The organism is Streptomyces sp. CLV115 (assembly GCF_038448545.1).
In the GTDB taxonomy this organism is placed as follows: Bacteria; Actinomycetota; Actinomycetes; order Streptomycetales; family Streptomycetaceae; genus Streptomyces; species Streptomyces sanglieri.
Window position 1 is genome coordinate 42,136 of sequence record NZ_JBCEWQ010000002.1, and the last position, 20,056, is coordinate 62,191.

17 protein-coding genes are annotated in these 20,056 nt (G+C 69.6%); 9 read left to right on the forward strand and 8 right to left on the reverse strand.

What is annotated here, in order from left to right; all coding sequences use genetic code 11:
• Nucleotides 1-149: 149 nt before the first annotated feature.
• On the reverse strand, nucleotides 150-1,736 hold the full coding sequence (locus tag AADR41_RS00880) for a hypothetical protein (RefSeq protein WP_342279414.1): 1,587 nt from the start codon (nucleotides 1,734-1,736) through the stop codon (nucleotides 150-152).
• Nucleotides 1,737-1,873: 137 nt separating this feature from the next.
• Here AADR41_RS00880 and AADR41_RS00885 point away from each other — a divergent pair, with 137 nt between their 5' ends.
• From AADR41_RS00885 to AADR41_RS00895, 3 genes are all read left to right on the forward strand, one after another.
• Nucleotides 1,874-3,037 carry a sensor histidine kinase gene (locus AADR41_RS00885; RefSeq protein WP_342279415.1) on the forward strand — a complete coding sequence of 388 codons (1,164 nt, stop codon included), beginning with the start codon at nucleotides 1,874-1,876 and terminating at the stop codon, nucleotides 3,035-3,037.
• On the forward strand, nucleotides 3,034-3,705 hold the full coding sequence (locus AADR41_RS00890) for a response regulator transcription factor (protein WP_342279416.1): 672 nt from the start codon (nucleotides 3,034-3,036) through the stop codon (nucleotides 3,703-3,705). Before AADR41_RS00885 ends, AADR41_RS00890 begins: the two co-directional genes overlap by 4 nt.
• A 270-nt stretch (nucleotides 3,706-3,975) precedes the next feature.
• Nucleotides 3,976-4,527 carry a DoxX family protein gene (locus tag AADR41_RS00895; RefSeq protein ID WP_342279417.1) on the forward strand — a complete coding sequence of 184 codons (552 nt, stop codon included), beginning with the start codon at nucleotides 3,976-3,978 and terminating at the stop codon, nucleotides 4,525-4,527.
• Between the two features lie 92 nt (nucleotides 4,528-4,619).
• Here AADR41_RS00895 and AADR41_RS00900 read toward each other — a convergent pair whose 3' ends face one another.
• Nucleotides 4,620-4,961: a winged helix-turn-helix transcriptional regulator gene (locus AADR41_RS00900; RefSeq protein WP_342279532.1), complete on the reverse strand. Its 342-nt coding sequence runs from the start codon at nucleotides 4,959-4,961 to the stop codon at nucleotides 4,620-4,622.
• A gap of 165 nt (nucleotides 4,962-5,126) precedes the next feature.
• Here AADR41_RS00900 and AADR41_RS00905 point away from each other — a divergent pair, with 165 nt between their 5' ends.
• The gene (locus AADR41_RS00905; RefSeq protein ID WP_342279418.1) at nucleotides 5,127-5,942 is read left to right on the forward strand and encodes an NmrA family transcriptional regulator; all 816 of its coding nucleotides are present in this window, start codon (nucleotides 5,127-5,129) and stop codon (nucleotides 5,940-5,942) included.
• Nucleotides 5,943-6,091: 149 nt separating this feature from the next.
• On the opposite strand, the gene AADR41_RS00910 is transcribed toward AADR41_RS00905, so the two are convergent.
• Nucleotides 6,092-6,859: a class I SAM-dependent methyltransferase gene (locus AADR41_RS00910; RefSeq protein WP_342279419.1), complete on the reverse strand. Its 768-nt coding sequence runs from the start codon at nucleotides 6,857-6,859 to the stop codon at nucleotides 6,092-6,094.
• Nucleotides 6,860-7,055: 196 nt separating this feature from the next.
• Here AADR41_RS00910 and AADR41_RS00915 point away from each other — a divergent pair, with 196 nt between their 5' ends.
• Nucleotides 7,056-7,700 (forward strand): hypothetical protein, encoded by a 645-nt coding sequence (locus AADR41_RS00915; RefSeq protein ID WP_342279420.1) that lies wholly within the window; start codon nucleotides 7,056-7,058, stop codon nucleotides 7,698-7,700.
• Nucleotides 7,701-7,864: 164 nt separating this feature from the next.
• Here AADR41_RS00915 and AADR41_RS00920 read toward each other — a convergent pair whose 3' ends face one another.
• From AADR41_RS00920 to AADR41_RS00940, 5 genes are all read right to left on the reverse strand, one after another.
• Nucleotides 7,865-8,383, reverse strand: a complete 519-nt coding sequence (locus tag AADR41_RS00920) for a DUF402 domain-containing protein (protein ID WP_342279421.1) — start codon at nucleotides 8,381-8,383, stop codon at nucleotides 7,865-7,867.
• Between the two features lie 129 nt (nucleotides 8,384-8,512).
• The gene (locus AADR41_RS00925) at nucleotides 8,513-10,861 is read right to left on the reverse strand and encodes a glycoside hydrolase family 2 protein (protein ID WP_342279422.1); all 2,349 of its coding nucleotides are present in this window, start codon (nucleotides 10,859-10,861) and stop codon (nucleotides 8,513-8,515) included.
• A gap of 301 nt (nucleotides 10,862-11,162) precedes the next feature.
• Nucleotides 11,163-12,200 carry a LacI family DNA-binding transcriptional regulator gene (locus tag AADR41_RS00930; RefSeq protein WP_342279423.1) on the reverse strand — a complete coding sequence of 346 codons (1,038 nt, stop codon included), beginning with the start codon at nucleotides 12,198-12,200 and terminating at the stop codon, nucleotides 11,163-11,165.
• Between the two features lie 116 nt (nucleotides 12,201-12,316).
• Entirely contained in the window at nucleotides 12,317-13,918 is a 1,602-nt protein-coding gene (locus tag AADR41_RS00935; protein ID WP_342279424.1) for a right-handed parallel beta-helix repeat-containing protein, read from the reverse strand.
• A 395-nt stretch (nucleotides 13,919-14,313) separates the two neighbouring features.
• Complete coding sequence (locus AADR41_RS00940; RefSeq protein WP_342279425.1) at nucleotides 14,314-15,024, reverse strand: endonuclease/exonuclease/phosphatase family protein; 711 nt, start codon at nucleotides 15,022-15,024, stop codon at nucleotides 14,314-14,316.
• 394 nt (nucleotides 15,025-15,418) lie between these two features.
• On the opposite strand from AADR41_RS00940, the gene AADR41_RS00945 reads away from it, so the two are divergent.
• The 4 genes from AADR41_RS00945 (at nucleotide 15,419) to AADR41_RS00960 (ending at nucleotide 20,050) form a co-directional block, all read left to right on the forward strand.
• The gene (locus tag AADR41_RS00945) at nucleotides 15,419-16,606 is read left to right on the forward strand and encodes an ROK family transcriptional regulator (protein ID WP_342279426.1); all 1,188 of its coding nucleotides are present in this window, start codon (nucleotides 15,419-15,421) and stop codon (nucleotides 16,604-16,606) included.
• Nucleotides 16,607-16,831: 225 nt separating this feature from the next.
• Nucleotides 16,832-18,169, forward strand: a complete 1,338-nt coding sequence (locus tag AADR41_RS00950) for an extracellular solute-binding protein (RefSeq protein WP_342279427.1) — start codon at nucleotides 16,832-16,834, stop codon at nucleotides 18,167-18,169.
• Nucleotides 18,156-19,193: a carbohydrate ABC transporter permease gene (locus AADR41_RS00955; protein WP_342279428.1), complete on the forward strand. Its 1,038-nt coding sequence runs from the start codon at nucleotides 18,156-18,158 to the stop codon at nucleotides 19,191-19,193. The genes AADR41_RS00950 and AADR41_RS00955 overlap by 14 nt, the downstream gene beginning before the upstream one ends.
• A complete protein-coding gene (locus AADR41_RS00960) occupies nucleotides 19,190-20,050 on the forward strand; it encodes a carbohydrate ABC transporter permease (protein WP_342279429.1) in 861 nt (286 codons plus the stop codon). The genes AADR41_RS00955 and AADR41_RS00960 overlap by 4 nt, the downstream gene beginning before the upstream one ends.
• The last annotated feature ends 6 nt before the right edge of the window (nucleotides 20,051-20,056 follow it).

Here is a 20,056-nt window from a genome sequence, read left to right on the forward strand (position 1 = left end):
TTCCGCGCGGAACGCTCACGCCCGTGGCCCGCAAGAGCACAGGGGCTTTCGCTCCGGCGGCCACGGTCGCAGCCCGGCTGCCACTGGTCGGACACCGCCGATCCCCACGATCCTCCGGACGGGGCACAGCCCGCCGGCCCTCCCGGCGATCAGCTCCCGTGCCCCGATCGCCCGGTCGGCCCACCACCGCGCGGCAGCCGGCTCAGCGCAAACCCCAGCAGCACCACCACGTACCCGCACAGCACCGAGATCCCGGCCCACCACGGAAGCGGGAAGTACCCGGTGGAGGGCGCGTAATGGTCGATGACCTGCGGGTGTTCGACGAGGGTCTGCCGGGCCGCGAAGCCGGCGGAGGGGGTGAGCCGCAGCAGCCACCGCGACAGACCGTCGGGCAGCAGTGGGACGGAGGTCGCGGCGTACGGACCCACGATCGTCAGTACGGCCACCAGAAGCGCGAGCCGGACACGGTGCCGGAGCAGGGCGCCGAGTGCGGTCGCGAGCACGGCGGAGAGCGCGAGCACAGCGGACGTCCCGACGACGACCCGCACGCCGGTGAGCACGGACACCCCGGCGACGGCGGTCCCGTTCTCCTTCAGGACCGCCGCGCCGACCGTGATCACGACGCCCACGGAGAGAAGGCCGGTCACGAAGGCGACGGCTCCGACGACGACCGCCCTCGCCACGAGCATCCGGCGGGTGACCGGCATGCCGCATCCGGGTCCGTGGCGGTACTCGGAGGCGGCGAACCGTACGGCGACCACGAGCACGATGAGCAGCCCGGGTACCAGACCGCCGAGGCTGCGTTCCACCGGGCGGCCACCGCCCTCGGTACCTCCCGGCCCGATGTCGCCGGTGCCGGTGACGCTGATCGTGCCGTTCTCCTGCACCGCACCGGACGCCCTGTGGTACTTCTCCCAGTCGGTCCGGTTCATTTCGCCGACGGCGTCCGAGCGCCAACCCCCGGCGGACGGAGCGTTCTTGAGGACGACCCGGTCGAAGGTGCCGCCGGCCTGCGTGAAACGCACCTCCTCGGTGGCGCCGCCGAGGCCGGCCGACCGCAAGGTCAGATCTCCGGGAGACGTGGCGAACAGACCGGCCTGCACGGTCCCGGGCAGGCCGGACAGCTGCGCCGTGCCGACCTTCGTCCATTGCCGTCCGTCGGCGGACTCGTAGCCCGTGATGGTGTCGGCCGACCGCGTCAGCCGCAGCCAGCGCGGCGACCCGGCCGAAACCCGCCCGCCGCTTCCCGCGATGTCATGACGGTAGTCGTACTGCATCCGCACACCGTGGCCGCCGGTGAGCATCAACGCCGCGTAGGAGGATCCCTGGCGGACCCCGTCCTTGATGATGATCCCGGCCTTCGCCCACGGCACCAGGCCGGGGACGATCCGGTCATGGTCCGGCGGCGGATAGGTGATCGTGCCCGACATGGACGTCATGCGGACCGTGATACTGCCGTTCTCGCCCAGATCACGATGCAGGAAGTAGAACTGGTCATTGACGCGGGAGCCGTCCGGCCCGGTCGGTTCGGGCGGGCAGGGACCGTCGCAGGACGTGTGACCGCCGAACGCGGGGAGCAGACCGAGGGCGATGACGACCAGCGCCGCAGCCGCCGTCGCGGCCAGCCGACCCGGACGCCGGAAGCCGGTCCACTCCTGTCGGACCTCGCGGATCTGCCGGATCCGCCGGAGCTGTCGAATCCGTCGAAGGAGTTCGTTCGTCGTGGGTATGTGCATGGCATCGGTTCTACGGACCCGCCCATGACATGGACCGAACCGCCGCTGTCATCCCGCTGTTATGTGCTGTGGGGCAATCTGGGTGCGGCTGCCGCATCCGGGAAGGAAGGCCGCCGGACCCGAGGAGGAAGAGGAACGTGGGAAAGCAGTGGAGTGCGACCGTCGGCCGGCGATTCACGATCCTTTACTCGGCCGGGTTCCTCGGGTCCGGAATCGTGCTGCTCGCCCTGACCTACCTGATGTCCGGCAGCCGGAGAACCGGCGTCGCCCCCGAACAGCCCCCGCCCGGCCGGACCGGCCTCGCCGCCGCCGAACAGCAGATCCAGGATCTGGGAAGGCAACTCGCGGATGTGCATGCCCAACAGAGCCACCAACTGCTGGTCGGCTCGCTGAGCGCACTGGTGGTGATGGCCGGCGTCTCGCTCCTGCTCGGCCGCTTTCTCGCCGGCCGGGTCCTGCGCCCGCTGCGACTGATCACCGCGGCGACACGGCGCATCTCCGCGGAGAACCTGCACCGACGGCTCGCCGTGACCGGACCCGTCGACGAGGTGAAGGAACTCGCCGACACGGTCGACGGCCTTCTGGAACGCCTCGAAGCCTCATTCGTCGCGCAGCGCCGGTTCGTCGGCAACGCCTCGCACGAACTGCGTACACCACTGGCGACGATGCGGGCCTCGCTGGACGTTGCCGTCGCCAAGCCGGAGCCCGCGGCACAGACCGTCGCGCTGGCCGGCCGGCTGCGGACCGAACTCGACCGGGTGGACCACCTGCTGGACGGCTTCCTCGTCCTCGCACGGGCCCAGCACGGCGCCCTCGCCGACCGGAGCTCCGTGTCGCTGGGCGGGCTCGTGCGGGAGGCGCTGACCGCCCGGGCCACCGACATCACCGCGAAGAGGCTGACCGTCGGCGACGAGACACGACCGGACACCTGGACGCGGGGCAGCACCGCGCTGCTGTCCCGGATGGTGGAGAACGTGGTCGACAACGCGATCGTGCACAACCAGGAGAGCGGCTGGATAAGGATCTCCACCGGCCATGACGACACCGGGGCACGCCTCGTCGTCGAGAGCGGCGGACGTGTCCTGGACCAGGCCGGAGTGGACCGGCTGACAGAGCCGTTCGAGAGGCTCGGCGCCGACCGGACCGGATCGGAACGGAGTTCCGGCCTGGGGCTGTCGGTCGTGGCGGCGATCACCGAAGCGCACGGCGGCCGCCTCGCCCTGCTGGCCCGGCCCGACGGCGGCTTGTACGTCGGTGTGACACTGCCGACGGCGGCGGTCTCCGGAGAGGTGACACGGTGAGGGTACTGGTCGTGGAGGACGCGCAGTCGCTCGCCGAAGTCGTCGCCGAGGGACTGCGGGATCAGGGAATGGCCGTCGACATCGCGCACGACGGCCTGACCGCCGCTGCCAAACTCGGCCACAATGCGTACGACGTCGTGGTCCTGGACCGTGACCTGCCCGGCATCCACGGCGACACACTCTGCCAGATGATCACCGAGCGGGACCATCGCGCGATGGTGCTGATGCTGACCGCGGCCGGGACACCCGGCGACCGGGTCAGCGGCCTCACCCTCGGCGCCGACGACTACCTCGCCAAGCCCTTCCACTTCCCGGAGCTGATCCTGCGCATTCGCGCTCTCGCCCGACGCAGGCCGACCGCCCGGGCCCGCACACTGCGCGCCGCCGACCTCGAACTCGACCCGGTACGCCGGACTGCCCTGCGAGGCGGCCGCCCGCTTGAGCTGTCGGTGAAGGAGTTCGCCGTCCTGGAGGCGCTGCTCCGTGCAGTCCCCGGCTTTCTGAGCGCCGAGGACCTACTGGAACAGGTGTGGGACGAGAACGCCGATCCGTTCACCAACACGGTGACCGTCACCATCGGCCGGCTGCGCCGCAAACTGGGCGGCCCGCCGGTCATCACGACGACCCCCGGCGTCGGTTATCGCATCGGTGAGGCTCCGGCCTCCTGACGCGGCGGGGCGCGCCGGGACCGGGCAGTGAACAACCCCATGTCGCATGTCCCATGGCCTCTGCCCGGACCGAGCCCGCCCCCGGCCGCCGGTCTCCCCACGTTGCCGGACGTCTGGTGCGACTTCCGGCGTGGGACGCCCGGGGCCCGCATCCGTGGCGGTCATGCCTCCTCGTACCTGCTGATACCGCGCGCACCCCACCGCTGCGGGGTCGAGACCGCCCGGGAGGAGGGGTGAGGATGGAGAGGCCATACGATTTTGGAGAATCCGATGAAGTTCATCGATGAGAAACTGCGTGCGCCGCCCGAGTCGGGGGCCCGCGTTCCGGAGAAGACTTCGGTATCCGCCGGTGACTGCGGGCTGCTGCTCGTCAGGATGACCTTCGGTCTTCTCATGGCCGGGCACGGATCCCAAAAGCTCTTCGGAATACTCGGTGGCGACGGCCTCGACGCAACGGGCAGGGGCTTCGCCGCTCTGGGATACCGCCCCGGAGTGCTCTATGCCGTCATGGGCGGCGGATCGGAGTTTCTGGGCGGCCTGGGGCTGGCCCTGGGGCTTTTCACGCCACTGGCGTCGGCTGCCCTGATCGGTGTGATGATCAACGCCATGGCGACCGTAACCGCGGCACACGGCCTGTGGGAATCGCAGGGCGGCGTCGAGTTCAACGTGTGCATCGCGGTGGTGGCCCTGGCCGTCGCCGCCATCGGGCCCGGGCGGTACGCCCTCGACAGAGCATTCCGCTGGGGGCGGGGCGGCTGGCCGGAGGCCGCATTCGCACTGTTCGTGGGCGGCATCGGAGCTGCCGTAGTGCTGAGCCTTTGAGTGCGACGCCCCCGCACCAACGGGCCGTGCGGTCTCGGGCCGTCAGAAGACCGGCGGCCACGGGTGTCCGGGCGTGGACCAGGACTGTCCGGTCAACGCACGTCGTGGCCGGGATGCTTCCGGTCGTAGTCGTGCCGGGCTTCGGCGATACCTGCTCGATGTGCCAAGGACCACTCGGCGAGCGCCTTGACGAGGTGGGTCAGGCTCGCGCCGGTCTCGGTGAGGCGGTAGTCGACCTGGGACGGAACGGTGGGGTACACCGTCCGCAGGACGAGCCCGTCACGCTCCAGCCTGCGCACGGTGAGCGTGAGCATGCGCTGAGAGATGCCCTCGATGGCACGTTGCAGTTCCCGGAAGCGGCGCGGTCCGCCGGCGAGCTCCACGATCACGAGGACCGACCACTTGTCGCCGACCCGGTCCAGTACATCCCGGATGCCGCAGTCGGGGTGGTCCTTCTGCCCGCAGGGGTCGAGTTCAGCGGGCTCGGGGGTTACTCCGTGTGCGTGAGTGACATCGAACTGCCTTCTTGTGGCCGATGGGCGGACGGGTCAGGATCCCATCGTAGTTACTGAAGAGAACCACGAAGGAGACGGCGACCCATGATCCTGGTGACCGGCGCGAACGGAAACCTCGGCGCACTCACTCTCGCCGCTCTGCACGCCCGCGAGGCGGACGCGGCCGGCAGCAGCCGAACGCCCGGCGACGCGACGCGGCTGCTGGACTTCGACAACCCGTCCGGCCTCGACCTGGCCGGTGTCACCACCCTCGTGCTGGTCTCCGCGGGCTACGCGGAGGACGACCGGGTGATCCGGCGGCACGCGGCAGTTGTCGAAGCCGCCGTCCGCGACGGCGTCCAGCACATCGTCTACACGAGCCTGACCGGCGCCGGCGACCACCTCGGCTTCGCGCTCGCCCATCGCGCCACCGAACAGCTCGTCACAGCCGGCGGGCCGAGCTGGACGATCCTGCGCAACGGCCTGTACGCCGAACTCTTCGGCGCCTTGATGACCTGGGACGGCGATACGCTGGAGTCTGCGTTCGGCACGGGCGCACTGGCAGCCGTGGCCCGTGCGGACCTGGCCGATGCGGCGGCGATCGTGGCAGTCGATCCGGAGCGTCACGCCGGACGTGTCTACGACCTCGTCGGCGTACCGATCACAGCGGCGTCCGTTGCCGGTCACCTGGGAACGAGCCACCACACCATCGGGTTGGCGGAGTACCGGCGCAGGCTCCTGGACACCCCTGGGCTCCTGCCGTTCCAGCCGCCCATGCTCTCCTCCATCGCCACGAGTGTCCGCCATGGATTCCTCGGCACCACCAGCACGGACCTTCAGGACCTTCTCGACCACCCTGCACGCGACGCGCTGGCCATCGCCGCCGCGGCGGCCTCCGCCGCCCGGCCGCAGTCCAGTTGAACTCCATGCCGCACGCCGACGTGCCGCTGCCGTCGCAGGGCCACCGACGACCGGAGCCGGCCGCCCGCCTGTCCCGACCGGCAAACCGCACTGCTGCGCGACCGTGCGGGACGACCGTTCGCGGAGGCAGCGGTCCGGCTGCCGGGGCACTACCGCTCGTGGCGTCTACGCGCGAGATGAACAGTGACATCGGCGGCGATCTCGACGGTCCGAGGCAGAACCCGCACGATCTGGTCGAACGTCTGCTTCCGCTCGACGGGCGGCAGGACGAGGTAGGCGGAGATGGTCGAGAGCTGGCCGACGTATTCACGAGCGCTCAGCGTCAAGCGTCGTTCGATCACGTGCTGTTGGACATCGGTGAACCACTCGGACCGCTGGAGCTCCGTACCCGGCCACTGCATTTCACACTCGGGAGGCGTCCCGTCCGGGGGCGGGATCTCGTCACTCTCCAAAAACGGTGCTCGTGCTGCGCGCACCGCCTCCTTCACGGCGGGGTCGGCCAGTTGGATCGGCCCTCCGAACGAGGCGAACACACCACCCGGCTCCAGCAGCGCGGCCATACGGGCCCATCGGCCCTCCGGAGCCGTCCAGTGCAGCGCCGCCGCCGCATAGACAAGCCCGTACTCCTCGCCCGGCCGCAAGTCCTCGAAAGCGGCCCGCACCGTCCTGACGCCCGCCGGAACGTGCTCGCGCAGCTTGTCGAGCATGGCCTGGTCAGGCTCGGTCGCGGTGACCGCGACGCCCTGTTGCGCGAACACACGGGTGGCCTTGCCCGTTCCGGCGCCGATCTCAAGGGCAGACCGGACCGGACGACCCGCGTACGCCATCACCACATCGAAGAGTTCCACGGGATACCCCGGCCGGAACTGCTCGTAGGCCTCCGCCATCGCTCCGAAGCTCCGCGCGCGATCAGACATGCCGCACATCCTGACACGAGCCGCGACCGCGGTGGCCGACCCCGACAAGGTCGCACACAGAGCAACGGGGAGGCGCCACTCCTGCGATGCGGCCCGGCGTTCGCCCCCGGTACTTCCCTGGGACTTCGACGGCTCGCGACCCCGCCAGGTCGAACATGATTGCGGCACGGGTCGGTCGGAACAGTAGACTCCGGGCATGACTGAAGTCCCGCATCCGCCACCACTGTCGAACCGGTGGCGGGCGAGGCCGTCGGGCTTGGCCTACGCGCCGCAGGATTCCGCGGAACTGCGGCAGAGCCGGCAGCGGGCCGCCCTGCTGACCGTGCCCCTGGTGTTGGCAGCGGTTGCCGGTGTCATCGCCTGCGTCGGCGCGGTGGCCCGGTGGGGCCAGGATTACATTGAGCTCGCCGGCCGCTCCGGTGCGACGGCGGCCTACCGTCCGGTCGTCGTGCTCGCCGGTGGCCTGGTCCTGCTGATCGCTGCCGGACTCGGAGCGGCCGGCGCGCGGGCCGTGGCCCGACCACGGAAGCCGGCAGTCGAGCTGACGCCGGACGTGGTGCGTTCGAACTGGCTCGGAACGGTGGAGGTGCCCTGGTCCGACGTGGTCGGGGTCGAGGTGACCAACGGGCCGCACCTGCGGCTCGCCCGGCAGATGGGTGCCTACCGTGTGGCGGGGAGGCCGCGCCGTGAGGACAACGGAACTCTGCTCCGTCTCTACGCGCCCGCGAATGATGTCCTTCCGCTCGTGGAGTGGCTACGGGCACACCCCCGAGTGCGTGCGACGGCCCTCGTCCCGGGCACGAGGCTCCTGCCCGCCGAGCACGGCGGCACCGGTTCGTGACCGAGCGGGACCGGGCGCGACCGGGCACCGGGTCGGACTGACCGCAGCCCGGCCGTCCCACGGCGCGAGGGAGTCTGCCGACGCCGCCACCGGTCAACGGTGGCACGCGTGGACATCTCCTGTGCGCTGGGCCCGGTGCCGTCGTGCCGAAGCCGTTCCCGGAACTACCGCACGAGGTCGAGCCAGCAGCGGTACACCGACGAGAAGGGTTCGATGCCGTCGCGCCCGCGACGGCTCGCCTCCATCAACCACTGGCAGGTCTGTCGCGCCTTGCCGGCAACGCTCTCGGGAAAGCCATGGCTCACTTGGTGTTCGGCGAACTCGTCCTCGTCCTCGATACGGGATTCCCCGCCACGGTCCCGGACGACGTCGAGATCGAGGTCCACCATGCGCAGGACCGTCCCGTCCGCGTCCCACTCGGGTGCCGTGCACACGTCGCAGTACATCTCCGGGCCCGGCGCCGCGCAGAACGTGGCCGTCCACCACTCACCGCGCGGGACCAGCATCACGTAGCGGAACCGGCTCGTCCAGCCGCCCGTGTCCGAACTGACGGGGACACCCCGAGCCGTGCCCAACCACACGCCGTGCTCGTCCTCACCGAGTCGGTCAGTGGTCCACCGCGCACTCAGGCTTCCGTCGTACTTCCGGATGTCGACCAGCACCGTGGCATTGCCTGCGATCACGTCAGGAGGCTTACCCGACAGTGCCGAAGGAATGCCGGAGGGCGGTGCCGGCCGACATCCGGCAACCGGGGCCGGCTCAGAGGACGCTCGGCCCGGTACGTACCTTCGCGACCCGGACGGCGGGGGTCCTCACGAGGCGCCCACGCTGAACAGGGCCTCGCGTGCGGCGGCGACGTCGGGGGCGGTCCAGCCCCCTACGGTGATCCGTGCCTCCTCGCCGGGGAGCAGCGTGATCAAGCCCCGGTCCGCCACGGCGTCGGGCGCCAGACGGTCGGGCTGCAGCAGCAGATCGCGGACCAGAGTGCGGGCCGTGACGACGACGTCGACGGCGTCGGTTCCGGACCGGGCATCGAGGCGCACGTCGTACCGCGGAGCCGGGTAGGCGAACTCCTTGTCGAGCACGGAGAAATGCACCGCCCGAAGTCCGTCGGCATCGGCCACGAGGAACTGCCCGGTGGAGTCCGCCGGCAGCAGAGGGCCCGGCACCGTCAGCCGGGTGACCGATCGCGGGCCCGCCTCCAGGTCCAAGGACGCCTCGTGCAGCACGGATCCCTGCGTGTCGAGTCGGCGCAGGACGACCGTCGCCCGCCAGGCGGAGCCGGACTGGTTGTCGAGGGCCAGCACGGGGCCGTCATCGGTGGGCACGAGGGAGAGCAGCCGGTCCGCGTAGAGCCGTCGCAATTCGTGGTAAAGCGGCTTGAATCGGCCGTCGCCGTCGATGGCCGCCCACGAGCTGACCGGCCAGCAGTCGTTGAGCTGCCAGACCACGGTGCCGGCGCACACCGGCCAGTTCGCCCTCCAGTGCTCGATTCCGGCGGCGACGGCGCGCGCCTGGACGACCTGCGCCAGATAGTGCCACCGGTCGAAGTCGCCCTCCGCCTTCTGGTGGTGCGTCATGCCGGGGGAGTCGGGGGCGAGCCGTTCGCCGGGCAGGGCACGGTGGAGCGTCGCGAGGGAGGGGGGAGCCTGCCAGCCGAACTCCGCGCAGAAACGGGGTACGTCCGCCCGGTACTCGGCATAGTCCTGACGGTTCCACACTTCCCACGAGTGGTGAGTGCCGTGCCGGGGATCGTTGGGATGGTGCTCCCACGAGCCGGACCACGGGCTGCCCGCCGTGTACGGGCGGGTCGGGTCGAGCTCGGCGACGATCCGGGGCAGCATGCCGAGGTAGTAGCCCTCGCCCCAGGAATTGCCGGCCAGCGGCTGCTCCCAGTCCCAGTCCCGGAACCCCCAGAGGTTCTCGTTGTTGCCGTTCCACAGCACCAGACTCGCGTGCGGCATCAGGCGGATAACGTTGTCACGGGCCTCGGCCTCGACCTCTCCGCGTAGCGGCTGCTCCTCCGGATAGGCGGCGCAGGCGAAGAGGAAGTCCTGCCAGACCATGAGCCCCAACTCGTCGCACACGTCGTAGAACGCGTGATCCTCGTAGATGCCCCCGCCCCAGACCCGGACCAGGTCGACATTGGCCTCGGCGGCCTGGGTCAGTCGTGTGCGGTAGCGCTCGGGCGTGACCCGGGAGGGCAGGACGTCGTCGGGGATCCAGTTGACCCCGCGCGCGAAGATCCGTACGCCGTTGACGACGAAGGTGAACCCGGTGCCCCGGGCGTCCGAGGAACGGTCGATCTCGACCGTGCGGAAGCCGATGCGGCGCGTCCAGGCGTCGAGCCGGTCACCTCGCTCGTCGAGCAGCGTCACATCGAGGTCGTACAGCGGCTGTTCGCCGTATCCCCGCGGCCACCAGAGCGCCGGCTCGTCGACGTCCAGGACCAGCACTGCTTCGTCGCCCTCGAAGGCGACCTCCGTACCGGCACCGGCACCGGCGACGGAGGCGCGCAGCGTCAGCTGTCGGCCGGCGCCGTTCGCGGTGCGTTCCGTGCGCACCCGGAGTTCGACGCGGCCGGTGGTGCCGTCGACCGAGACGAGGGGGCGGACGTCGGCGAGGCGAGCGGTGGACCAGTGTTCGAGGCGTACCGGCCGCCACATGCCGGCGGTCACGACGGTGGGGCCCCAGTCCCATCCGAAACTGCAGGCCATCTTTCGGATGTACTGGAAGGGCTCCGGGTAGGCGTTCGGGCGCTCCGCGGTCAGGGCGCGGATGCGGTCCGCTTCGGCGTAGGCCGAATCGAATCGCACTTCGAGCTGCCCGGTACGTCCTGTGACGTCGAAGCGGTGAACCCGGTGCATGTTGCGCGTGGTGCCGAGACTCTCGCCGGCGAGGACGACGTCGGCGGCGGTGTCGAGTCCGTCGAAGACCAGATCGGTCCGCTCGTGCTCGTTGCCGTGGTGCAGCTCGGTCACGTACGACCAGTCCCGCCGTCCCACCCAGGCGATCTCGGTCTCGTTGCGGCCGATGAAGGGGTCGGGAATGACCTGGGCGGTGAGCAGATCGGTGTGGACGCAGCCGGGGACTTCGGCGGGCAGCAGAGCGTCCTCGTGGCGCAGGCTCCAGCCCTCGCTCAGCTGGGTGACGTCCTTCATGGTGTACGGCTCCAATCGCCTGGCAGCTGACGGATGCGTTTACGGGGTTTGGTGAAGTGTCCGGTCCGTGCGGCACACACGGGGTTCGGGGGCGGCGGACCGGTCAGGCGCTCGCCGCACCGTCCATGAACCGATCAAGCTGCGGTCGGCTCACGCACGGTCGGCAACGGCGGCCGCACGAGCCTGACTTGTGCTGATTTTGGTGCGAGGGCATCGACGCCGGGCAGCGGCCGCGGATCTGAACTTTACCGGTTCAGCTCCTGCTGGCATAGGGCCTCGGCCAGGTGCGACGGATCTCTGCTCAGCGCGAGTGCGGGACGCCGCCCGGCGACGGCGGGCCGGTACTGCCTCGCGGGACGAAGCCGGCGCATTCCATGCGGATGTCCTTTGCCGGCTCACCCGCGACGAGGGACAGGAGCGCGCTCGCCGCGCGGGCGCCGTAGGCCGGGATGTCGCGGGTGAGCACCGAGAGCGCGGGGCGGACGACCTGGGTGAGTGGCGATTCGTCCCACGCCACGATCGAGAGGTCGGCTGGAACGGAGAGATCCAGTTCCTGGGCCACGGAGAGTGCCGCGACGGCCATGATGTCGTTGTCGAAGACGATCGCCGTGGGGCGCCGGGGCGAGATCATCAGGCTCCGCGCCGCGCGGGCGCCCTCGTCGCCCGTGTAGTCGGTGTGGATCACGGTCGCCTCCGGGATCCCGGCCTCCTGGCATGCCCTGCTCAGCGCCGCGTCCCGCACCGCCGTGTGCGCCAGACCTGCGGGCCCGGCCACACGGGCGATCCGGTGATGGCCGAGTGCCGCCAGGTAGCGGACGATCTCATGGACGCTCTCACCGTCGTCCGACCAGATCGCGGGGAGCCCGCCAGTCACATGAGGCGGTCCGATGGCGACCGCGGGCAGGCCGAGCGCCTCGACGGCGGGCGGGCGGGGGTCATCGGTCTGAAGGTCCATCAGGAGAATGCCGTCGATGCGCCTCTCGCCCCACCAGCGGCGACACAGTTCGATCTCGCTCTCCTGCGAGTCGACCATCTGCAGCATCAGCGCGTACGACCGCTCGACGAGGACGCTCTCCACCCCGCTGATGAACTCCATGAAGAACGGTTCGACGCCCAGTGTCCGGGCGGGGCGCCGCACGGCGAGGCCGACTGCCTGCGCCCGACCGCCGGTGAGGGCGCGGGCGGCGCTGTTGGGGCGCCAGCCCAGCTCCTCGGCGATGTTCTTGATCGATGCGCGAGTGGTCTCGGAGACGCCCGGCAGATCATTGAGCGCGTACGAGACCGCCACCTTGGAAACGCCGGCGCGGCGTGCGATGTCCGCCATGGTCGGCCGCTTCACACGCCGCTCCTGTTCTGCGCCGAGCTGATCTCGGTGGGGGAAGTCTGGGGAGACCCTACCGTTCGGCCGGGCCGCCCTCCGACGGTCCTTGCGGGAGGGCCGCCCGGCTGTGGCTGCTACGAGGCGTTGCCGGCGTCGGCCGTGGCCGTCGGCCGCAGCGGCCCGGCGACACCGCGGCCCTGGTACGCGCCGGTGTTGGGCGGATTGCCGACCGGGTTTCCGTACAGGTCCCGGCGCGGGGAGCCCGGGACGGGAGTGCCCGCGCGCAGGGCGGGGGATCCGGTGTGCAGGCGCAGTCCGTCGGGGAGTGCGCCGGTGGGGTCGGTGAGCCGGGGGTCGGCGGTGGTGCCGTCGGGGTTGTCGGGGGTGTTCTGGATGTTGGTGAGGGTGTTGTGGGAGAGGGCGACGGCGTTGCTCCTGAGGTTGAAGGCGGCGTTGCCGGTGCCTTCTTTGACGACGATGTTGTTGGTGAAGGTGATGTCGTGTTTGCTGGTGGTGTTCTCGTTGATGACGGTCTGGCTGATGCCCTGGCCGATGTAGATGGTGTTGTTGTGGGCGCGGACGGCGTCGAAGGAGCCGGAGCAGGTCTCGATGCCGCGGTAGTGGTCGTTGCGGCTGATGTTGTAGCGGATGACGGCGTCGCCGAGTGTGCCGGTGGCGGTGCAGACGAGGAAGAAGCCGCCGGCGTTGTCGTGGCTGGTGTTGTACTGGAAGACGGTGCCGAACGTGCCCTCGTCGATGTCGTAGGCCATGCCGTCGCGGGTGGTCTCACCGCCGGAGACCTCGTTGTACTGGAAGAGGGTGTGGTCGGCGTTCCACGGCCACATGCCCGCGTTGTAGCCGGCCGAGCGGCGCTGGAAGCCGTCGAGGCGGTTGTGTTCGACGAGGGTCTTGTCGGTGGCGGTGATGACGATGCCGTCTCCGCCGAGGTCCTTGAGGGTATTGCCGCGTACCACGACGCGGGTGGAGGGCAGGTACGCGGGTCCGTCGGGGTCGTAGTCCCCGTGCACCGGGCGGTTGTTCCACGTGGAGGCGAAGTAGATCCCCTCGCGGTCGACGGTGCGGACGGTGTTGCCGGAGACGACCACGTCGTCGAACCTGGTCGGCTTCTTCGAGCCCGTGACGGAGAAGAGGATGCCGGCTGAGCCCTCGGTGCCCTTGGTGTCGTCACCACGGATGTCGTGGATGTCGAGGCCGGTGAGCCGGTAGTGCGTCCCGGTCCCGAAGTCCTCCAGCTGGACCCGCACGCCACGCTTGTTGCGGCCGGGATTCCCGGAGTTGGTGATCTCCAGGTCCTTCGCCTCGACCCACTGGGTGTTCTTCAACAACAGCGTCTCGGCGTTCCCACCGCCATCGATGACGGGCTTGGCGCCGCTGCCGTACGCCCCGATCTCCATCGGCGCGCCCTCCCGGCCGGAGCCGTTCGGCGCGAGGGTGCCGGTGCAGCGACTGCCGCGCCTGAGGAGGATCGAACTGCCGGTCTTCAAGTTCAGGCGGTTGACCTGATCGAGTGTCCTCCAGGGCTTGTTGCGCGAGCCGTTCTCCTTTCCGGACGCGGCCCCGCAGTCGACGTACTGAACCTGTCCGGAGTCGCCCCGGACGGTGGTCGGCGCGGACGCGGAAGCGGCCGGTGCTGTGGATGCGGCCAGTGCGACGGCGACGAGCGCTGCGCCTGCCGCGCGTACGGTCTCGGAGCGGCGTGGCATGGGTATGGTCATCTGTCTCCGCTTTCCTCGGTTGCTTGCCCGACGCGGTCGGAGTCGGCCGTCCGGGCGTGGGTTTCGGTTCGCAGGGGCGCGGCGTTGCCTGCCCGGTGCGCTGTTGTGGAGCTGCGGAGCGCCGCGAGGCGGCGGCTCGGACGAGGGCGGGACGGGAAGCGGATGAGTCGCTTCTCTCCGCCCGGCTCAGTGCTCGGCCCGGCTTGGCTCATGCCCGGCTACGCCCGGAACGGTCCGGATACGCCCGGAGCGGCCCGGCTCGACCCGGACACGAAGGTGGTGCGGGCCGGTGAGCGGCCGCAGGACGTCGGACGAGCCGGGCACGGTCCGGGAGGCCGGCGAGCCGGGCGGCCTCCCGGTGGTCCTGCTGTGCCGCGGTGGCACGTCGGCCCGTGTTACCGGATGCTGATTTCGACCCGCAGCGGCCGGTGGTCGGAGACCGTCACGTCCAGCACCCGGGCCCGTCGCGCCTCGACGCCCGACGAGGCGAACACGTAGTCGATCCGCTCCCGCGGATTCACCGAGTCGTACGTGAATCCGTTTCCCTTCCCCGCGGTCGGCCAGGTGTCGGTCAGCCGCTTCGTCACCGAGGCGATCTCGTCGCTGTCCGGCGTCGCGTTGAGGTCGCCCACCAGCACGGTGGGAAGGCGGGAGCCGTTCACGATCGCGTTGATCGCCGCCACCTGCGTCCGCCGCTCGGCCTGCGAGGTGTCCTCCAGATGCGTGTTCAGGAAACGCATCTTCTTGCCCCGGACCATGAGATCGGCCTCCAGCAGTCCCCGCTGCTCGCCCGTCTCCGAACGGGGAAGGGGCGTATTGCGGGTGTTCACGATCGGGAAGCGTGAGAGGACCGCTGTTCCGTACCGGCGTCGCTGGTCGCCCGGCTTCTCCGGATCCAGGTCCAGGTTCGTGCCGTAGGCCAGGTGCAGGCCCAGCCGATTCGCGAGCCACTCCGCCTGATCGACGAAGTCGCTGCGCGAGCCGAAGTGCCGGTCCACCTCCTGCAGGCCGATCACATCTGCGTCCGACCGCCGTACCGCCTGGGCTACGTGATCCAGATTCAGTACATCGTCCGGATCCGCACCATGGTGAATGTTGAACGTCATCACCGTCACGTCACGTCCGGCCGCCGACGTCCGGGATGCCGCGGACGTCGCCGATGCCGTCCCGGTAGCGGCCAGAGCCGTCGCGGCGGTCAGGGCCGTCACCATGATCAACGCGCATCTGTTCCCTGCACGAGACACACCACACCTCCGAATCACACAGAAAGCGAACGCCAACTCACGGCGTTCCGAAGGTGGTTGAACATAACCGCGCTCAGTCAAACACTCAACTGGCGAATCGTTCAGAGATGACTGGTTCGCGGCCTAATGGCCCGATGGTCGGATATGAGTGGTACGGATTTTGTTCGCGCCGATCTCTTGACGGCGGGGCCCCTCACCCCGAACATATCCAAAGTCCTTTAATTAAAGGGTCTTTACTTACCCGGAGGCGAACTCTGTGTCCGAGCCGTTCCTGCCGTCCACCGACCCCCGCCGCCGCGCCGAGCGCGGGCTGGCGCGGGTGTCCGCGCGTCGGCAGCCGCCCGAGCGGACCAAGGCGAGCACGCTGGACAGCAGGGTCCACAACCGCGCGCTGGTCCTGGCGACGCTGTACCACCAGGGCGCGATGAGCAGATCGGAGATGGCGCGGACCCTGGGTCTCACGGCCCCCACGGTGTCCGCGCTCATCGCCGACCTCGAAGGCGACGGGCTCGTCGTCGACACCGGCCCCCGCAAGGACAGCCGACTGGGCAAGCCGGCGAGCGTGATGCGGATCGACGACGACGCCGCCCACATCCTCGCCCTGGACCTGTCCGGCAGCGAACACTTCAGCGGCGCGGTCCTCAACCTCCGGGGCGAGGTGGTGCATCGTGCCCGCGTCCAGTACGGGGACATCGTCGGCGAACGTGCCATCGGCCTGGTCCACGAGCTCGTCGGCGAGCTGGTGGACCTCGCACCACGTCGCATACTCGGCATCGGGGTCGGCTCGCCCGGCATCGTCGGCGACGCCGGAGTCATCCATCACGCCGCCCATCTCGGCTGGAGCGAACTGCCGCTCGCCACCCAGCTCTCCGAACGCTTCGGTGTGCCGGCCTACGTCGGCAACGACGTGAACATCGCCGCGCTCGCCGTACTGCGCTTCCGGAACGCCAAGACACAGAACCTCATGGTCATCACCATCGAGCACGGTGTGGGTGCGGGCCTGATCGTGGGCGGCGAACTCGTCGAGGGCGAGCAGTTCGCCGCCGGCGAGATCGGGCACGTGACCGTCGACGAGGACGGCGATCCGTGCATCTGCGGACATCGCGGATGCCTGGAACCACTGATCGACGCGGCCGAACTGCGCAAGCGCCTGGCCGGCCGCGACCCGTCCGAACACGACGGCGTACTCGCCGACGCGGGCCGGGCGCTGGGCACCGTACTCGCCCCGATCAGCAGTGTGCTCAACCTCAACGAGATCGCGCTGCTGGGCCCGCCGGATCTCGTGGAGGGCCCCTTCCTCGACTCCGCGGCCGCGGTGGTCCGGGCACGCACATACGCGCCCATCAGCGCCTCACTGGCGATGCGGTCACTCGCGGGCGACCCGGACCTCATCCTGCTCGGCGGAGCCAGCATCGTCCTCTCGGGCGAGCTCGGCGTGTGGTGAGACACGAACCTCTGACCGGCTGCCGGCCCCGCACCCGCTGTCCCTCCCGGAACGCCCTTCTCCCGGAACGCCGTCCTTCCGGAGCCTGCGATCCGGAGCCAGTTCCTCCCCGAGCCTGTTCTCCTCAGAGCACGCCCTTCTGAACCTGCCCTTCTCAGAACCTGCCCTCTCGGAACCCGCCCTTCTCGGGGCCCGTTCCCCAGGGCCATCTCCCCAGGAGTTTCCATGACGCATAAAGGCAAGCGGTACAGCGCACTTGTGGCCGTCACCCTGACCGCGGCCCTCGGCGCGAGCGCCTGTTCGGGGTCCGCGGGACGAGGTTCGGGTGGCGATACGAAGCCCCGGGCGGTCCCCGTGGTCAAGGGGGAGGGCAAGACCCTGACCGTGTGGGTGATGGACGGCGACTACTCCGACGCCACGCTCAAGGCGATGAACGAACAGTTCGCCCAGCAGACCGGCGCCAAGGTGAAGGTGGAGGTCCAGAACTGGGACGGCATCACCACCAAGATCACCACGGCGCTCGCGACCTCGACCCCGCCGGACGTCATCGACATAGGCAACACGCAGGTGGCGAGCTTCGCCGCCAGCGGAGGGCTGATGGACCTCACCCCGTACACCAAGGATCTCAAGCAGGGGCAGTCCTGGCTGGCAGGTCTCGAAGAGCCCGCGACGGTGGACGGCCGGCTGTACGCCGTGCCCTCGTTCGCGGGCGCCCGCGCGGTGATCTACAACAAGAAGATCTGGGACCGGGCGGGCGTGAAGTCCGCCCCCGCCACCTTCGACGAACTGACCGCTGCCCTGCGCAAGATACGCGCGGCCAACAGCGCCCCCGACTTCTCCCCCTTCTACCTGCCGGGCCGTTACTGGCACACCGGTGTGCAGTTCGTGTGGGACGCGGGCGGCGACATCGCGGCGAAGCAGGGCTCCGACTGGAAGGGGTCGCTCGGCTCCGAGGCGGCTCAGCGCGGCCTGAACGAGTACAAGCAGTTCCAGAACGAGTTCTCCGCACCGTCCACCCGTACCATCGACACGCTCAACCCCGACCAGACCCGGGTCTTCGCGGACGGCAAGGCGGCGGCGATGAGCGCCACCAACGCCACGATCGCTCTCATCAAGAAGGCCAACCCCGCCTTCAAGGAATCCGACCTCGGGACTTTCCCGTTCCCGGGCAGGTCCGGCAAGTCCCAGCCCGTGATGCTCGGCGGATCCGACTGGGGCATCGCTGCGAAGAGCGCCAACTCGGACCTCGCCCTGCAGTGGGTGAAGATCGCGACCGCACCCTCCGTACAGAAGCAGTGGGTCGCCGGCCACGACGGGTGGATCCCGAACAGCACGGGCGCGGTGAAGGCCGCCCGAGGCGAGGCCGACCCCCTGTTCCGGGGGTTCTTCGACGCGGCTCTGCGATCCAAGGCCACCCCGGCCGCCGCCGACTGGGCGGCAGTGGAGGGCAACAAGGACATCGACAAGGTGTTCTCCTCCATCGCCTCCGGCACCGGTAGCCCGGAGCAGGCCGCCGAAACCTTCGACAAGACGGTGGGCAAGGTACTCAATGCCCAGCACTGACCAGCCCGTCCGCGGCAACCCGAAGACGGCAGGCAACCCGAAGGTGTCCCTTCCGGACTCCACACCCGGGCCCGCCGCCGATGCGCTGCCGCGGCGCCGCGCCGGTGCCGGAACCCGCGCCGCGGCCGCACGGCACCGCGGACCGTGGGTCGCGTGGTGGCTGCTGACCCCCGCCGGGCTGGTGATGCTGGCCGTCACCGTCGCACCGATCGCCTTCCTCGTCTACGCGTCGTTCACCGACTACGACCAACGCTCCCTGTTCACCGGTGCGTTCGATGTCGTCGGCACCCGCCAGTACACCGACCTCCTGTCGCAGCCGGAGTTCTGGGACGCCCTGATCCGGACCGTTGTGTTCACCGCCGCGATGGTGGCGGGAAGCGTCGCCGTGGGAGCAGGCGTCGCCCAACTCCTCACCCGGCTGGGCACGGCCATGCGCATGACCGTCACCGTCGTCCTCATCCTGGCCTGGGCGATGCCGACAGTCGCTTCGTCCCTCGTATGGAAATGGCTCTTCCAGCCCGGCTACGGAGTGGTCAACTGGCTGCTCACCCAGACCGGCCTGTTCGGCGACATGACCAACACCGACTGGTCCAACAGCGCGCCCCTTGCCTATCTGTCCATCTGGCTGCTCATCGTCTGGCAGGCCGTACCCTTCATCGCGCTCACGCTGTACGCGGCCCTGAGCCAGATGCCGGGAGAGTTGCAGGAGGCCGCCCGGCTCGACGGGGCCGGTGAATGGCGCCTGTGGTGGTCGGTCACCCTCCCGTTCCTGCGCCCGACACTCACACTGGTCACCCTGATGTCGGTGATCTGGGACTTCAACGTCTTCAACCAGATCTGGCTCATCTCGGCCGGGGGGCCCGACTCCGCGACGACCACACTGGGCGTCTTCGCCTACAAGACCGCCTTCGTGGCATTCCGGGTCGGCCAGGGCGCGGCGCTGTCCGTCATCACGACCATCATGCTGCTTGCCGTCACCGCCCTGTACATCCGACGCCTGCTGCGTTCCGGGGAGGACCTGTGACCAAGCTCCGCACACGCGGCACCCGTTCCATCGCGACCCGGGGCCGGCTGCTCAGCAACAGCATCGCGATCGTGTTCTGTCTCGTGTGGATCTTCCCCGTCTACTGGATGGTCAACACCGCGCTCAAGCCCCGCGCCGAGGCGATGACGGCGACGCCGCACTTCTGGCCCGGCTCACCCACCCTGCACAACTTCGATGTCGCGCTCAACCGGACGGGGTTCTGGACGAACCTGTGGAACAGCCTGCTCGTGGTCGGCGGAACAGTGATCATCGCCGTCGTGCTCGGCCTGTTCGCGGCGGCCGCGGTCTCGCGGTTCCGGTTCCGGGGCCGGCGCACCGTCATGGTCGCGATCCTCGTGGCACAGATGCTGCCGGGCACAGCCCTGCTCATCCCCACCTTCCTGGTCTTCAACGAGGCCGGGCTGCTGGGCACTTACACCGGGCTGATACTCGCCTACCTCGCGCTGGCGCTGCCGTTCTCGATCTGGGTGATGCGGGGATTCTTCGCGGCCATTCCCGTAGAGATCGAGGAGGCCGCCCGCCTCGACGGAGCCTCGACCTGGCAGGTGCTCTGGAAGATCCTCTTCCCGCTGGTGCTGCCGGGCGTGATCGCGTCGAGCATCTTCGCGTTCATCGCCGCCTGGAACGACTACCTGATCGCCTACACGTTCATGAAGGACCGGGGCCAGTACACCCTGCCGGTGTGGCTGGCATCCTTCACCAACCCCGCCAGCGGAACCGACTACAGCGCGCAGATGGCCGGTTCGGTCATCTTCTCCCTCCCGGTGGTCGTGTTCTTCCTCCTCATTCAGCGCAAGTTGGTCTCCGGCATGTCGGCCGGAGCAGTGAAAGGATGATCCGCC